Origin of the sequence: Oceanisphaera sp. IT1-181 (genome assembly GCF_033807535.1) — a bacterium.
Lineage (GTDB): Bacteria > Pseudomonadota > Gammaproteobacteria > Enterobacterales > Aeromonadaceae > Oceanimonas.
Genome location: NZ_CP136856.1, coordinates 1566083 through 1581931 on the forward strand (window position 1 = coordinate 1566083; position 15849 = coordinate 1581931).

Sequence of the window (15849 nt, forward strand, 5' to 3'; positions counted from 1 at the left end):
GATTTTGTCGTTACAGGCTCTTAAATATTCACCTGATTACCCATAATGACCAGCCATATCTAAATAGTTATTGATGAACAAGTTCAATAACTTACGGAGTGTCTCGCGCCTATTTTCTTGTAGGAGCCCGTCTCTTCGGCGAAGAGGACTTCGCCACGGTTTTCTATGTGCCCTTAAAACATCCTGCTTCGCAGGACCGGCGAATAAATTCCCGGCTACGAAGTGCCTATCTTTTGTAGGTGCAAATTTATTCAGCACGGTTTGTATTATCCCTAAACCTTAAAAATAACCAGCTACGCTGGCCCGGCGAAGTCCTCTTTATCAAAGAGACGGCCGGCTACAAGGTCTGCCGAAACACTTCTATAAGTAATCACGTATAACTTATGTGGAAGTGTTCATCTAAATGCACCAGCAATGTTGGCGGTGTCGGATCAAAGGGCTGCGCGGCGTCTCCTTAGCCCCAGAACGGCACAGAGGATGCCGATTAGCACCATCACCGCGGTCACCCATAATGGGCTGTAGAAAGTGCTGTATACCTCCCAGCCCATCAGCCCGAGTACCTCAGAGAACAAGGTAGAGGCGCCAACTAGGTGACCGCCCAGCGTACCGGCGGCGGCGAAAAATAATCCGCCGATCAGTGCGAGCAGCACCAGTACCCATCGCCTTGCTCCGTCGAAGACCGCTTGCTTAGCACGCCAGACGAGCACAGTTAGCATGCTGTATATACCTAGCGACCAGAACGACATCAGGATGTGATTACGCGTTAGCGGGCTATGCGTGCTGGCCTCCAGTGGCCAAATCATGAAGCCAGTGACAATGGCAGCTAGCGCGGCCAGTAGGCTCAGTACCAGCAGCGGCAGTAGGGCGGCACGACTGAGTTCGGCCAGCCGCCCGGGTAGCAGAGCGCCGATCAAGATCATCAGGGTGGCAAGAGCCCAGAACCCGAGGGGGAAATGGACGAGCATGTGATGCATACCTGTCATGAGCGATCTCCTGGATAAGTCGAACGGAAGCTGGGGAGTAAGGCGAGGGTGACACCCAGCATGGCGATCAATCCCGCGACGAGAGTTATCCACCAGCGAAAGGTAATGGCGTCGTTGAATTCCATTTCTACCCCGTAGAGTGCGAGCTGCTGCTCGCTGTGACGTGCCCGCACGGGTATGCCCTTGGCGATGTCCGGTGCGCCGGCATGGGCGCGGCTGATCAATAGCGGCCAGTCCACCTGTCCGGGGTAGAACAACGTGATGTCGAACCATTCCTCATTCCAGTTTGGGGCGCTGCCGGAGAAGGCAGTAGCCTGGAGATCTGCCTGCCGTCCTAGCCCCAGTGTGTAGGGATGAGAAACATAGTGCCAGCGGCTACCGGTGGCGTTGCGATATACGGCAATGCCGATGTCGTAGACCCCTTGGTCGGCGAGAATTTTATCATCCAGCGGACTGCCCGTGTCGAGATCGCGTACTAGAGTTACATCCCAATAGCCGTTCGCCCAGCGAGCCTGGCCTTGTACGGCAATGCTGCCCCGTGACCCCGAGGGCTGGCTCAGCAGACGACGAGGAATTACGTCGCCTTCCTGCCAGTCGTAGTTAGCATCGAAATCGGTTCGGTAGCCCTCAGATAGGTAGTAGAAACCGTCAAAATCAACCTCGCCGGACACCACATCTTCCCAGTGCAGAGCTCGCTGGCCCGTTTTATCGGGGTCAAGCATCCAGCGTGGGCGGCTGTTGTCGCTATCCCAGTTGGTGATGTAGGGGCCTGAGCCTTCGTCATTATGGCGATACTCGCCGACCCACTGATCGTCTGAGACCCCAATAGGATTAGAGCGGCCCGCTCGCCAGTGCCAGAGGTCGAGAAAGTAACCGGCCTTGCGCTGGGCGGCAAGCACGTCGGCATCCTCCACGCTGCGCCAGTCACTCTGGTCGCGGCGCGTGTTCGGCAGATACTTGCGAACGTCGCTCTTGCCCATTTTCTGGCCGAGGTAGGGATGTTCGCTAACCTCTGCGGGGCTTGCGGAATCACTGAAGAAACGCATCCGATCGCCAACGGTAATGTAACCGCCATAGCGGCCGAAATCGGGTACACCGCCATCATCCACCAGCATGGCGACGCGGTCTTCGTAGGTGCCATCGGGATTGGGGCCTGGCATGGAGCTACCGTGGCGGACCCACTCGCCATTTTCATAGCGCAGCATGTCATGGTAGACATGGGCTTGTTTGGCGGGCCAGCGATAGCGAAAGAATATCTGCTGGTCGTTGTACGCGGCTTGGATCTGCAACGGCATGGTCAGCTCATCGGGAATCGAGATGTTACGTTCCAAGTCGTCCTTGATCACTCCGCTGCCTTGGGTGACCCAAGCAAGACCGAGCGCGACAGGTAGAGCGAGTACTAGCCAGAGGGAACTGCTCTTGTAGTGACGTGCCATATAAACTCCTAAGAGCAAGGTGACGTGACGGAATTTCAGTGTAGACCCAAGCCAATAGATTGACTTAGCGCGGGTTAATTAAGCCATTATCAGGCTACCCTGCTAATTGGTTTTTTTTTAACCAGTACCTACACTTAGCAAGTTTGATTTTGGCTGGATGAGAATACTCGAGTGTTTAGGCTCTGTATTACAGTCTAGGCTCTGTATTACATGGGTGGGCTTGGAATCTGCGTTCTTTTATTCATGTGTATCGCCGAGGGTAGGTCGCGCTGCGATTGTGGCGGCTAGCTCAGGTGACATGCCAATGCGTTACATCGGCTAACGTGCACCACAAAAAGGACAGCGCACTATAAGAATGCGTGCGCTATTAGGATGACAGTGTTCTACAAGGAGGTAGCAATACTATGATCGCAAATAGCATGGGCCCAAATACTCAGGCCGCAAATACCATGGCTGGATCTAAGCCGCCAAGGCCGCAAGCAACAGGGACGGTGCGGAGCCAATCCTGCGAGCGACCGACACTTCGCCATGTGCTTGCTTGTGTCAATGGCGCGCCCTTTGCCGCCGCCGTGTTGAGCCATGCGGCGGCGGTGGCCAAGGCCGTTGGGGCCCGCATGACGGTGATACACGTGATCGAGTCGGCGGCGGATCCCGCCGCTCAGGAACCCATGGATCCCGTAGAGTGGACGCTGCGCCACTATGATACGGTTGAGTATCTGGATGAGTGCATGTTGCACTGTGGCGATCTTCACACGGATGCCGTGATTGTGGCAGGGCGGCCCGCTGAGCGTATTAGCGCCTGGGCCCATGACCACGCGGCGGACCTCATTGTGCTCGGTCGCGGTGGTGCAAGAGACGCACCTTTCGTCGGGTTAGGCGATACGGCGCGCCGGGTGGCCGAGGTTGCTAATGCGTCTGTGCTGTTGGTGCCCACGCTGCAGGCCGATAATACCCAAGCTCGCTATCGCAAGGTGCTGGTGCCGCTAGATGGCTCGTCCCGATCGGAATGTGTGTTACCCCTCGGCTTGGATATTGCGGCTTCTCATGGCGGCGAAGTGGTGCTGGTTCATGTGGCGCCCAAAGTCGAGCTTATCGAGTCAAACTTGCTCAACGCCCAAGTCATCGCCTTGCGCGATCAGCTGCACCGGCATAATGAACAGGCTGCTCGGCAATACCTCGATTGGCTACGAACTCGACTACCTGCTCCGCCGACCATCGGCACCCGTTTATTGCCCAGTGGCGATGCGCGCCGGACGCTTGCCCATATGGCGAGTGAAGAGCAGGCGGATCTGGTGGTACTTTCTGCAGCAGGCAAGAGTGGCCATGCAGACATAGCCGTGGGCAGTGTTGCCGACTACTTGATCAATCGTCTGGATACTCCGGTGTTACTGATGCGACAGCGCAAGCAAAATCTGGTGAAAACCCGCAGCACATCTTGCCATGCCATGGATATGCGACTGCCGGGTCAGGGGATGGTATGACACAAGCCGCTAAACCCCAAGCTGCTAAGCAACAGTCCGCTAGACCATTGGCAGACACCACAGTACCCGCTAGCGTATATGCACGAGACGCGGCGACACTGAGGGCCGATCATGGCATCGTCGCAGGGCGGCCTGAGCCTGTCGCCGCTTGGCAAAATCTCTCTGCGCTCCTTCCTTGGTTGGACCAAGCTCATGAACATTGCATCAAGCCATCGGCCTCTTTGACCAAGGCTGCGGAGTGGATGCTGGACAACGAGTTTCAGTTGCGCCGTGCCGTGCGCCAAGTGCGTGAAGATATGCCTGCTGCGTTTTATCGACGCTTACCGCGACTCGCCGCAACGCATTACCAGGGCATGCCACGGGTGCTGGCACTGGCGCAAGGCATGCTGGATGTGGCACAAGTGCAGGTCGGCTTCGCTGGCGCGGTTGAGTTCGTCAATGCCTATCAACAAGATGATCCGTTGACGATAGCTGAGCTGTGGGCATTCCCGGCAATGCTGCGTCTGGTGTGCTTGGAAGAGATCATTCAGTCCTATTGCGAACTGTTACCCGAACTCGCCCCTCCTTTCGAACTTATGCCGCGCTCAGTACTGCATCAGGCGCTAGACCCCACCGAAAGTCTCTCCCGCGCCATCTCGGGGCTGGTGGCGATTTCAACTATCTCGTGGAAGACGTTTTTTGAGCAAGTGAGCCAAGTCGAGACCCTGTTGCAGAATGATCCAGCCGACGTTTATTCGGCCATGGATTTCGACACGCGCGACCGCTATCGCAACACTATCGAGCAAATTGCCGACCACGCAACCGCCACTGAATGGGAAGTGGCCGCGGCTGCATTGGCGCTGGCGCATGCTCATGCGGGTGCCCGTCGCGCAGGGCATGTGGGTTACTGGCTGGTCGCAGAAGGGCGGGCAGAGCTTGAGCGCAAGGTCGGCTTTCGCGCAAGCTGGCGGATAAGTTGGCGCCGGCGGATGATGGCTCACCCAGGCCGGAGTTATGCGCTCGCACTAGCAGGTTTCACCGTGGCAGCGCTGTTCTTTCCAGCCTTGCTGTTTGCACTGTTGGACGCCAGCGCGGTGGCCTGGGTGGCGGGGCTGGCGCTGTCGCTCGCACCGGCCATGATCATCGGCGTCACCTTCACCCACTGGCTCGTGAGTCGCTGCGTTTCACCGCGCGTGCTGCCAAAACTCGACGTTGAGCAGGGTCTGCAGCCCGGCTGGGAAGCGGCAGTGGTGATGCCGGTGATCTTGCGTCATTCAGCCGAGGTGGAGCCATTGATTGAACGGCTGGAAATGCACTGGTTATCGAATCCGGACCCGCAGGTGCGCATGGCGCTGCTCAGCGACCTTGCCGACGCCGAGATAGAACACCAGCCAGAAGATGCAACGATTGAAGCGGCATTGGTTGTCGGCGTACGTCGCCTCAATGCACGCTACGCCGAGCATGCCCCGTTCGTGCTGCTGCACCGTCGGCGCTGCTGGAATAAGGCCGAAGGCCGCTGGATGGGCTGGGAACGTAAGCGGGGCAAGCTCGAAGAGCTGGTCTGCTTCATGCTTGGCCATCAGCCCGCGGCTTTTGCGCTGCGTGAGGGCGATATTGATACCCTGTGCCAAGCACGCTTTGTGGTTACACTCGATGCAGACACTCGGGTACCGTCCAATAACATTAATCGATTAATCGGTACGCTGGCTCATCCACTGAACCGAGTAGAGTTTGACTCGGACACTTGCCGACCGACCTGTGGTTACACTTTTATTCAGCCCAGAGTCGAGATTTCACCCCATGCGGGTGGTCGGTCGTTGTTTACCCGTCTTTATTCCGGCGATACGGCGATCGATATCTACAGTCGTGCGGTGTCGGATGTCTATCAGGACTTGTTTGGCGAGGGGATATTCACCGGTAAGGGGGCATTTGACGTAGCAGGCTTTCACCAATGCCTTCACGGTCGCGTGCCGGAAAACGCCATCCTCAGTCACGATTTGTTTGAAGGGCTTCACGGGCGGGCTGCGCTCGCCAGCGACATTGTGTTCTACGAGGATTTTCCTACCCACTACCTTTCCTATGCGCGGCGCGCCTTGCGTTGGATCCGTGGAGACTGGCAGCTTACTCCTTGGTTATGTGGCACAGTGCCGAGCCGGGATGGCGAAGGTGTTCCCAATCGATTTTCGGCGCTCGACCGCTGGAAGGTGCTGGATAACCTGCGTCGCAGCCTTATCGCTCCCATGCTGGTGGTGCTCGCCACGGCCGGATGGCTGGTACTGCCGGGGCACGCGCTGATCTGGACGGCGCTGGCCGTAGGCGCGCCAGCGGCTTACCTATTTATCGACTTAGTTACCCGTTTGGCGCGAGTACGCAAGCCGGGCACCACGCGCAGCATATTGCATCCGCTGGCCGACCATGCGGGGCGCTGGTTACTGTCGGTTGTCTTCCTTGCCCACGAAGCGGCGATCGCGACTGAAGCGATTGCGCGCGCCTTGTGGCGCATGCATGTTTCGCACCGATACCTGCTGGAATGGACCTCTGCGGCTCATGCTGCCACAGAGGTTTCACAAACATGGCTGGGCACTTGGCGTGAAATGGCGGTTGCGCCGTTGTTGTCAGGCATTATCGCCGTCACTTTAGGCTGGCTGAACCCCACGGCCTTGGCCGGCGCCGCACCGCTGTTGTTGCTGTGGTTTATCTCTCCGCAGGTGGCATGGCTTATTAGCCGCGAGCGGCAATCGGTAGCAGAAATACTCGGCGAAGAAGACCGAGGTTATCTGCGTTTGATCGCGCGACGCACCTGGTTGTACTTTGAAACCTTTGCCGGCCCCGACGATAATTGGCTGCCCGCCGATAATTATCAGGCCGCCCCTCACGAAGAGATTGCCCACCGTTCCTCGCCGACCAACGTGGGCATGTTATTTTTGGCGTCACTGACCGCGTGGGACTTAGGCCACATTGGGCGGCGCGACTTGGCTGCGCGCGTGACGGGCGCACTGGACGCGCTCGATCGGTTGGAAAGTCATGACGGTCATACGCTCAATTGGTTCGATACGCTCACACTCGAGTCGCTGGAGCCGCGCTATATCTCGACGGTCGACAGCGGTAATTTAGCGGTCAGCTTGCTGACCTTAAGCGCCGGCTGCCGAGAAGCCGCCACCGGTCCGGTGCTGCCTGCAACGCGCTGGGACGGCCTTGAGGATGCGCTGCATCTGCTGCGTGAGGCAGTCTGTGCTTTGCCTAAAGATGAACAGGGCGCGATTTACGAACAGCTTGATGAGATCATCGATCGCCTGCCCAGCATTCGCAGTACCCCACAAGATTGGCGCGCAGCGCTGGAGCAGCTTGTCACGACTGACTGGCTGGCGCTTAAACTGCGCGTCACCCAAGTAGTGGAGGCCGGGATTGAAGCCGAGCCCCATGAAATTCATCTGTGGCTCAACCGTACCGATCACCACTTAATGACCATGCGTCGTGACCTTGATGCGCTGGCACCTTGGCACGCGCTGATCGACGATGCGCCGAGGGAGCTAGAAGGAATGCTGACCTTGCTTAATGCGCTGCCTCAAGCCGATGCTGCTCTGGCGGAGATAACCAGCAGCCTTAATCTGCCACGGGGTGTGCTTTCGCAACTGGCGCCGATTGATGAGAAGAGTCAACACTGGCTCGATGCGATGACAGCGGCGCTCGATCAGGGAGAGATCGCTTGCCGAGAGCTGCACGACAGCTTGCAGCGGTGCGCGACGCGGGCACAAACGCGGGCCTTTGGCATGAACTTTCACCCGCTCTATGACGAGGAAACCAGTACCTTCTTTATTGGCCACAATCTCGACTCCGGCCATCTCGATATACACCATTACGATCTATTGGCCAGTGAGGCACGGCTGGCCAGTTATTTTGCCATCGCTAAGCGCGACGTACCCATTAAGCACTGGTTCCATTTAGGGCGACCGATCAGCCGCACGGCGGGTTCCCTGACCATATTGTCGTGGAACGGGTCTATGTTCGAATATCTGATGCCAGCGCTGCTATTGCCGAGCGAGGCTGGCAGGCTACTTGGTCAGAGTGAGCGCGCCGCGGTTGCCGTGCAGCAGCGCTATGGCGAGAAGCTCGACTTGCCTTGGGGAGTCTCAGAATCGGGTTTTGCCGCGCGCAACGAGTCGAACCACTATCAATATCAGGCGTTTGGCGTGCCAGGGCTTGGTCTAAAGCACGGATTGGCCGAGGACTATGTGGTCGCACCCTATGCCAGTGCACTGGCGCTAGGTATAGCACCCATTGCTGCTACCTCCAATCTGCGCCGTCTGGATAAGCTCGGCTTACGGGATCGCTATGGGTTTTTTGAAGCCGCCGATTTCACGCCACAGCGCTTACCGATAGCCGGTGGCCTCTCCATAGTGCGCTCTTATATGGCCCATCACCAAGGCATGATCAGTGCCGCCATCGGCAACGCGCTACACGACAATATTTTGATCGAGCGTTTAGGACGTGAGCCGCGCATGCGCGCCACCGAGCTGTTATTACAGGAACGTGTGCCGTGGGAGTTTCCACCCGAACAGCCAACCGAGACCGATGACCTAGCCCCGGATTTTAGCCGCATTCCGACACCCGTGTTACAAAGCTGGACGGCATTGGAACAGTCCGGTCCCCAGCTGCAGGTGTTGGGCAACGGCAAGTTGGCCGCTTGGGTAACCGATGCCGGCGACAGTGCGTTGTGGTGGCGCGGTCAAGCTATTACCCGCTGGACAGGCGACCCCGTTCGCCGCGGCGGTGAGGCGCGAGTCTACATTAGCGAGCGCGAGAATGAGGTAGAGAGTGAAATCAAGAATGAGATCAAGAGCGGTGCTGTCTGGTCGCTGGGTAAACACGATGAAAACCGAACCTCAGAGACCCGTTACCACGGCCATAAGATTGAGTTTCACGAACGCCGAGGGGGACTATCGACCAACCTCGAAATCTCAATTGCGGCCAGCGATGATGTGGAATTTCGCCGCGTTACGCTCTTCAACGACAGCGACCGGCTGATGGAATTGGAGGTGACCAGCTACGCAGAGGTGGTGCTGGCACCCATGGCGGCTTATGAGCGGCACCCGGCCTTTAGTAAGCTCTTTATCCACAGTGAGCGTCTGGATGAGAAAAACGCGCTGCTCTTTGAGCGCCGATCTAGGCGGCTCGACGATCAACCGCCGGTACTGCTGCACCGTCTGCTGAGCTGTGATGCCACTGTTACCCCCAATGCTGTGGTTAGCCCCAGCGGCTTTGAGACCGACCGCCGGCGATTTCTCGGCCGCCATGGCAACGTAGCGCGGCCGCAGGGCGCGACTCAGGCCCTAAATGGGACAACGGGCTGGACGCTTGACCCCATTATGGCCTTGCGGGCACGGGTTACCTTGGCACCCGGCGCGCAGGTGCGGCTTGATTTTGTGACTGTAGTGGCCAACTCACGGGAAAAAGTGCTTAACATCGCCGAGCGTTTTGCGACTGGGCCAGCTGTAGACTGGGCCATTGAAGACGCGCGGCGCACGGCGGCACTCGAGGCACAGCGCCTCGGGTTGGATTCGCGCACTTTAGCTGAGGCGCAGGCGTTGTGCCGCTATTTGGTGTTCCCGCGATCCTTGCCGATTCTATTAGTGGCCTCGGACACGGCGCTGCCTGCCCAGCCTCATCTTTGGAGCATGGGGTTGTCTGGCGATCTGCCGATGGTGTTGGTGCGGGTTGCAGATAAGACCCATGTGCCGCTATTACCCATCATTATTCGGGCTTATCGATGGTGGCAACGGTGTGGCCTTAAGGTGGATTTGGTGTTCTTGCAAGAAGGTGCCTCGGGTTATCAGGAGCCAGTTCGCGAGTTATTATTTGCCGCACTTCGCGAAGCCAATGTGCCTGAAGGCTTAGGTGGGCAGGGCGGTGTTCATCTGTTAGCGTCTGAGCGGATGGGTGCTGTTGAACGTCGTACTCTTAAGGCCACGGCTCGGCTGTCGCTTGACGCAAGAGCGGGAACGCTGGCCACGGCGATGGCGGTGCCGTGGCAGAGGCGGGCTCCGCTACCTCGTTTTCAACCGCTTGGCGTGCGACCTCCAGCGCCGCTGCCAGCGACACCCTTGTTGCGGCCCAACGATCTCGTTTTCGACAACTCCTTAGGCGGTTTCAATCCCATAAGCGGTGACTACCTGATCCACCTTGATAGCGGACGCGTAACACCGTCGCCTTGGTGCAACGTACTGGCAAACGAGCGGTTTGGCACCTTGGTTTCGGAAGCGGGGCTGGGTTTTACGTGGGGCATTAACAGCGGTGAGCATCGTCTTACCCCTTGGTCAAACGACCCTGTGCTTGATCCGCAGACCGAGGCGCTTTATCTGCGTGACGAAGAAACGGCGGATATTTGGAGCCCCACGCCATTGCCGGCCGGTGGCGATGAGCCTTGCCAAATTCAGCACCATGCAGGCGCCACTACTTGGCTGCGCAACGGTGAGGGGCTAGAACAGCGACTGACAGTGTTTGTGCCGCCCACAGACCCAGTAAAACTGGCAATACTGACTCTGACCAATCCCGGTGATCGCGGGCGTCGGTTTACGGTTACGTATTATGCCGAATGGCTATTAGGCTCAATGGCCAGCGTGGCCGGAGCCCATTTGGTGTGTGGTTTTGATGCCCAAAGCCAAGCACTGATTGCGCGCAATGACTGGAATCCCGAATTCGCTGGGCGCACGGCGTTTCTCGCCGCCAGCCGACCACCCCATAGCTTAACTTGCGACCGCGAAGCGTTTCTTGGTCGGCACCAAAACTTGGCTCGACCGGCAGGGCTAGTAGAGTGGAGCCTTGATGGTGCGCTCGATAACGTTGCTGATGCGTGCGCTGCATTCCAAGTGCACATTGATTTGGCCGCCGGCGCTACCGAAGAAGTGGTGTTCGTGCTGGGTGAAGGCCGTGATTTGGCGGATGCAGCAGACCTGGCAACCCATTGGGCGAACCTTGAAACGGCCAAACTTGGGCTGGCCGACAACGGCGTAACTTGGCAGCAGCGACTCAATGGGGTTCAGATCAGCACGCCTGATCCGGGGTTAGATCTGATGGTTAATCGCTGGCTCACCCAGCAGAACCTTGCCTCGCGTATTCTGGCGCGGGCGGGATTTCAGCAGGCGGGCGGCGCCTTTGGTTTTCGTGACCAACTGCAAGACATGCTGGCGCTGTTATTCAGCGAACCGCAGCGGGTGCGAGCTCATATTTTAGAATGTGCCTCGCGCCAGTTTGAAGAAGGTGATGTGTTGCACTGGTGGCACCCGCCAGCTGGGCGAGGAGTAAAAACGCGCTTTTCAGATGACTTATTGTGGCTGGTTTACGCCACTGGGCGCTACGTTACCGCGACCGGTGATACATCCATTCTCGCTGAAAAAGTGCCGTTTCTGTCGGCACCACCCTTAGCAGAGGGCGAGGAAGATCGATACGCCCTGTTTGAGTCCGGTGGTGAGGCGGGCACGCTGTTTGAGCATTGCCGTCGCGCACTGAATTATGCTGTTACGTCTGGTATTCATGGGCTACCGCTGATGGGCACCGGCGACTGGAACGATGGCATGGATAGAGTGGGCAACGAGGGGCGGGGCGAAAGTGTCTGGCTGGCTTGGTTCGCTGCGGCCTGTGCCGACGCCTTTGCCGATCTCGCCAGAGAGATGGAGCGTTTTGATCTCGATACATATTGGCGTACGCGCGCCGACGAGCTGCGCCGAGCGGCGGATGCTGCAGGATGGGACGGTGAATGGTACGCCCGTGCCTTCGACGATGACGGTTTACCCTGGGGTTCGAAAGATTCCGATGAATGCCAGATTGACAGTATCTCCCAGTCTTGGGCGGTGCTGGCAGGTGGGCTTTCGCCTGAGCGCGCGACCACCGCCGTTAACTCCGCCACCGAACGCTTGGTTGACCGCGACGCACGATTGGTGCGGCTGTTAACGCCGCCCTTTGATCAAACACCGCGCGATCCTGGCTATATTCGCGCCTATCCGCCGGGTGTTCGAGAAAATGGCGGACAGTACACCCATGCGGCAGCCTGGTTAGGTTTGGCCCATGCACGACTGGGCAATGGAGACTTAGCTTACGAGATTTTTGACCTGATCAATCCCATTCGCCGCAGCGATCACCTTGACGGTGCCGAGCAGTATCGCGGTGAGCCCTATGTACTGGCTGCAGATATACGGGGTGCAGGGCCAAACACCGGGCAGGCAGGTTGGACCTGGTACACGGGCGCGGCGGGTTGGACATGGCAACTGGCCGTCGAAGGTATTCTCGGCCTCACCTTGCAGGGTGGGGCGGTTAAAATAGCACCCAGCTTGCCCACTAACTGGGGTGGCGCTACGGCGCGTATCAAAGGCTCAAATGGTGTATTAGCTATTAGCATCGAGGATCCCGAAAAACTCGGCAGCGGCCAAGTTGAACTTACCGTTGACGGCCAGCGGCTAGCAGGCAACAGCGTGGCCTTTCCCACCGATGGCACAGAGCGTCAGGTGACCGCTCGCTTGCGCAAGTTGCCGGAGGGCAGAACGGGTTAAAGCCGTGAAGGGTGAAGAGTGAAGCGGACGAGCCGAGAATAGACCTGAGCAAAAGTGACAGGCGACACAAGGCGACACAAGGCGACACAATGACTGAATATACGGGTGGGCTTAGGTGTTATCTCTTAAGCCGTCTTCCTGACGCACGTCAGGATCTCGCTTTAGGTTTGGCTCTTACTATTAATAGGCTCTGTCACTCGTCGATCTAATCTCAGCTTAATATTTTCCGCGCTCTTCCCCTGCTGATTTATATTACTCCTGTCCCGTTATGGCGATCCGCACTCTGCACGCATAGCTCCATAGACTCTTAAGTTAAATATGCTTAAATTGGCCTTTTTGTGCATAACTCAGCGGTGCATCACAAGCAATAGCCACTTCCAGGTTTCATTTTGCCACGCATCTTGCTTATAATGCGAAGCTTCAATTGAGCCAAGTACCTGTCGCTGGTGCTGTCTTATAGGAAGATGAGGCAGTAGTCGCCTGTAAGGCTCGGCGGTAGCCTGTTGCCGGCTCGCTAAAAACCATCGTCGACAGGACTTCGCACACCGAATCCTCCCTTGCGTATAAAGAAGCTATCTATTTGAGGTTGGTATAAAGAGGAAACAGAGTCACCTCCCGCGACACGCCATAAACCCATCCATGGGGGCTCGGGAAATGCCATCCCTGGCATTGTCACGGTCATGGGAGGAGACATCTGTTACCTCTCCTTAAGCACCGAGTTACCTGTTAGTTATTAGTTGATCGCTTAAAGCTGATGGCTTACAGCTCCCCGAAGGAGTTAGTATTTGTTCTATAAAGCTTACAAGTCACTGAAAAATATGGAATAGTTGATATGCTTAAAAATGAATAAGCGAACAGCCACTTTGCGTGAAAATCGACATTTGACGCTTATTTCCAAAAGTGACATTTTTGTAATACTTTAAGCTGTTGATAACTAGGGGATATTAAGTGTGATGTTTATGCTTCGTGAAATAAGAGCGTTTTGCATAGATGTCATTTATCGTTGAATTAGCTGTTATGTTTTTCAAGGAAATTTGGGATGTTCGACAGCGTTAAATTAAAATTTGGCAGTGCAGCGACTGAGGAGCTTTTAGATTTATCGGTTACTCCGATCACAGTATTTGTCGGGCCAAATAATTCGGGAAAATCGAAAATCCTCAAGGAGCTTTATCACTTTTGTCGTGAAGGGAACCTTGATTCTCGTGGGGTTATTGTCGAGGAAGCAGTACTAAAAGACATGGATGAAGGCAGGTTTTACGAGAAGCTCAGTCATTTGGAAAAAGAACCTAATGAGAATGAATCTTTGCCAGAAGGCAATATGATTGTTGGTAACTATCAAGAGCGCGTACAGATTAGAAAGGAAAATCTTACTCAAACGATGGGGAAGACGAATGAAGGGCATTTCCGTGAATGGTTTTGTCAGTGGTTTCTCAGGTTTAATACATTGCTACTTGATGGCCAGGGCAGAATGCAACTTGTTAGAGAGCAGAATGGGGGTAACTTGCAAAGTCCTCCCCAGAACAGCTTAAGCGCTTTGTTTAGGGATGATGAAAAAAGGTCTGAGGTTAGGAGAATAGTTAATGATGCTTTTGGCCTTCATTTTGTTATTGATCCAACGGATTTAGGAAAATTAAAGGTAAGATTATCTGAGGAAACTCCTGCTAACGAAATGCAGGAGAGAGGGGTTCATGCAGATGCCGTTGAATTTCATAGTAAAGCAAAAAAAATTGATGATTTAAGTGATGGAGTAAAAGCATTTACTGGTATTATTCTTGAGCTTGTAGCCGGTGATCCAATGGTGCTGATGATAGATGAGCCAGAAGCTTTTTTACATCCATCACTTTCATACAAACTTGGTAAAGAAGTATCTGTTACAGCGTCCGCTCAAAATAAAAATATATTTGTTTCAACGCATAGTTCTAACTTTATTATGGGTTGTGTTCAATCTGGCGTCCCTATAAATATTGTAAGGTTAACCTATTCACAAGGGGTGGCAACGGCGAGACTGCTGCCTGATGAAAAGCTACTACAGTTAATGCGTAATCCTTTGCTACGCTCTACTGGTGTTATAGACGGGCTATTCTATGAGGCCGTAATTGTCACAGAATCAGATGCTGACAGAGCCTTCTACCAAGAGATTAACGACCGGTTGCTAAAATACTCTCCAGAGAAAGGAATCTCTAATTGCTTATTCATTAATGCGCAGAATAAGCAAACAGTTCATCAAATAATACGGCCGCTTCGAGAACTAGGAATACCAGCTATTGCTATTGTTGATATAGATATATTGAAGGAAGGAGGTCAGGTATGGGCTAACTTCTTGGGTAGTGGTTTCGTCCCTCAAATATCTCAAACCCCGCTGGGTACTATCAGGCAGGCAATCAAACAAAAGTTTAATGATTTATCTATAGATATGAAGAAGCAGGGAGGTATATCTGCACTTCCAGACGATGAAAGAGAAGCAGCGGAGAACCTGCTTGGACAGCTCAAAGAATACGGACTCTTTGTAGTGCCCAATGGGGAGCTCGAATGTTGGCTCAAACAGTTAGGTGCGTCAGGACACGGCCCCAAATGGCTAGTCGAGGTTTTTGAAAAAATGGGTGAAAACCCAGACTCTGAGAATTATGTTAAGCCAGAAAATGGAGATGTGTGGAGCTTTATCAGCAGTATTAATGAATGGGCATCTTTGGTTAGTCGAAAAGGTATACCAGCCAAAATATAACAAACGCGTCAATTAGGACGCTCGCAAGCTTGCGCCTATTACGCGGGCGTTAGGTGCTTTTAGGCATCATCATATTTCGGAGTATAATAATGAGTGATTATCAAGACTTTTGTGAGGCGTTCGGTGGCTCTGCAAGTGATCCTGACTTTATGGATAATTGGTTGGCTGAGCATGCTGGTGATGTATCCAAAACATCTTCTGAGTTACAAGCAAAAATAAAAGCATTTGATTACGAAAGTTTACTTGTTGAATACAGACTATCCGAACCTGAAATGGTTCAAATAAAAAATTATATGGCTATTTATAGTGAGCATAATTTCAAAACTCAAAAAGCTGCAAATAATTACATCACAGAAAACAAACGTTGGGATGAGTTTCCTAATATAAGATCTTTAAATGATCACGGTTCATATACAAATATTCCGGGCATATTGCCTAAATTTTATAGAATAACCTGCGAAATATTAAAGATTACTAAAGGTAATGGTGCTCATCTTACAAAAGCTACAAAGTATTAACTCGCACCTAACAAGAACTTCAAACGGAAAAAATACAGTTGGCTGTTTTCACTCCGTTCAACATTTTAGCCAACTATATTTTTCCGCTTTAGTAGGCGTTATGAGTATCTAGTCAGCGAGTTGTGAAGTCAGTTAGCAGAGTCTTTTGCAACCGAAGTCGGGGAGTAAAAGGGTAACACCCAGGGCA

At 54.4% G+C, this 15849-nt stretch carries 6 protein-coding genes; 4 read left to right on the forward strand and 2 right to left on the reverse strand.

Features of this window, described 5'->3' with window-relative positions:
• Positions 1-431: 431 nt before the first annotated feature.
• Together R0134_RS07140 and R0134_RS07145 are read right to left on the reverse strand one after the other, a co-directional pair.
• A complete protein-coding gene (locus tag R0134_RS07140; RefSeq protein WP_319784109.1) occupies positions 432-983 on the reverse strand; it encodes a DUF2231 domain-containing protein in 552 nt (183 codons plus the stop codon).
• Positions 980-2419: an ethylbenzene dehydrogenase-related protein gene (locus tag R0134_RS07145; protein ID WP_319784110.1), complete on the reverse strand. Its 1440-nt coding sequence runs from the start codon at positions 2417-2419 to the stop codon at positions 980-982. The genes R0134_RS07140 and R0134_RS07145 overlap by 4 nt, the downstream gene beginning before the upstream one ends.
• A gap of 404 nt (positions 2420-2823) precedes the next feature.
• Here R0134_RS07145 and R0134_RS07150 point away from each other — a divergent pair, with 404 nt between their 5' ends.
• The 4 genes from R0134_RS07150 to R0134_RS07165 all read left to right on the forward strand — a co-directional run bounded on the left by R0134_RS07150 (position 2824) and on the right by R0134_RS07165 (position 15662).
• Positions 2824-3900: a universal stress protein gene (locus R0134_RS07150; RefSeq protein ID WP_319784111.1), complete on the forward strand. Its 1077-nt coding sequence runs from the start codon at positions 2824-2826 to the stop codon at positions 3898-3900.
• Positions 3897-12422 carry a GH36-type glycosyl hydrolase domain-containing protein gene (locus R0134_RS07155; RefSeq protein ID WP_319784112.1) on the forward strand — a complete coding sequence of 2842 codons (8526 nt, stop codon included), beginning with the start codon at positions 3897-3899 and terminating at the stop codon, positions 12420-12422. The genes R0134_RS07150 and R0134_RS07155 overlap by 4 nt, the downstream gene beginning before the upstream one ends.
• Before the next feature lie 1039 nt (positions 12423-13461).
• Complete coding sequence (locus R0134_RS07160; protein ID WP_319784113.1) at positions 13462-15144, forward strand: ATP-dependent nuclease; 1683 nt, start codon at positions 13462-13464, stop codon at positions 15142-15144.
• 89 nt (positions 15145-15233) lie between these two features.
• Positions 15234-15662, forward strand: coding sequence for a hypothetical protein (locus tag R0134_RS07165; RefSeq protein WP_319784114.1), 429 nt, complete (start codon positions 15234-15236; stop codon positions 15660-15662).
• The last annotated feature ends 187 nt before the right edge of the window (positions 15663-15849 follow it).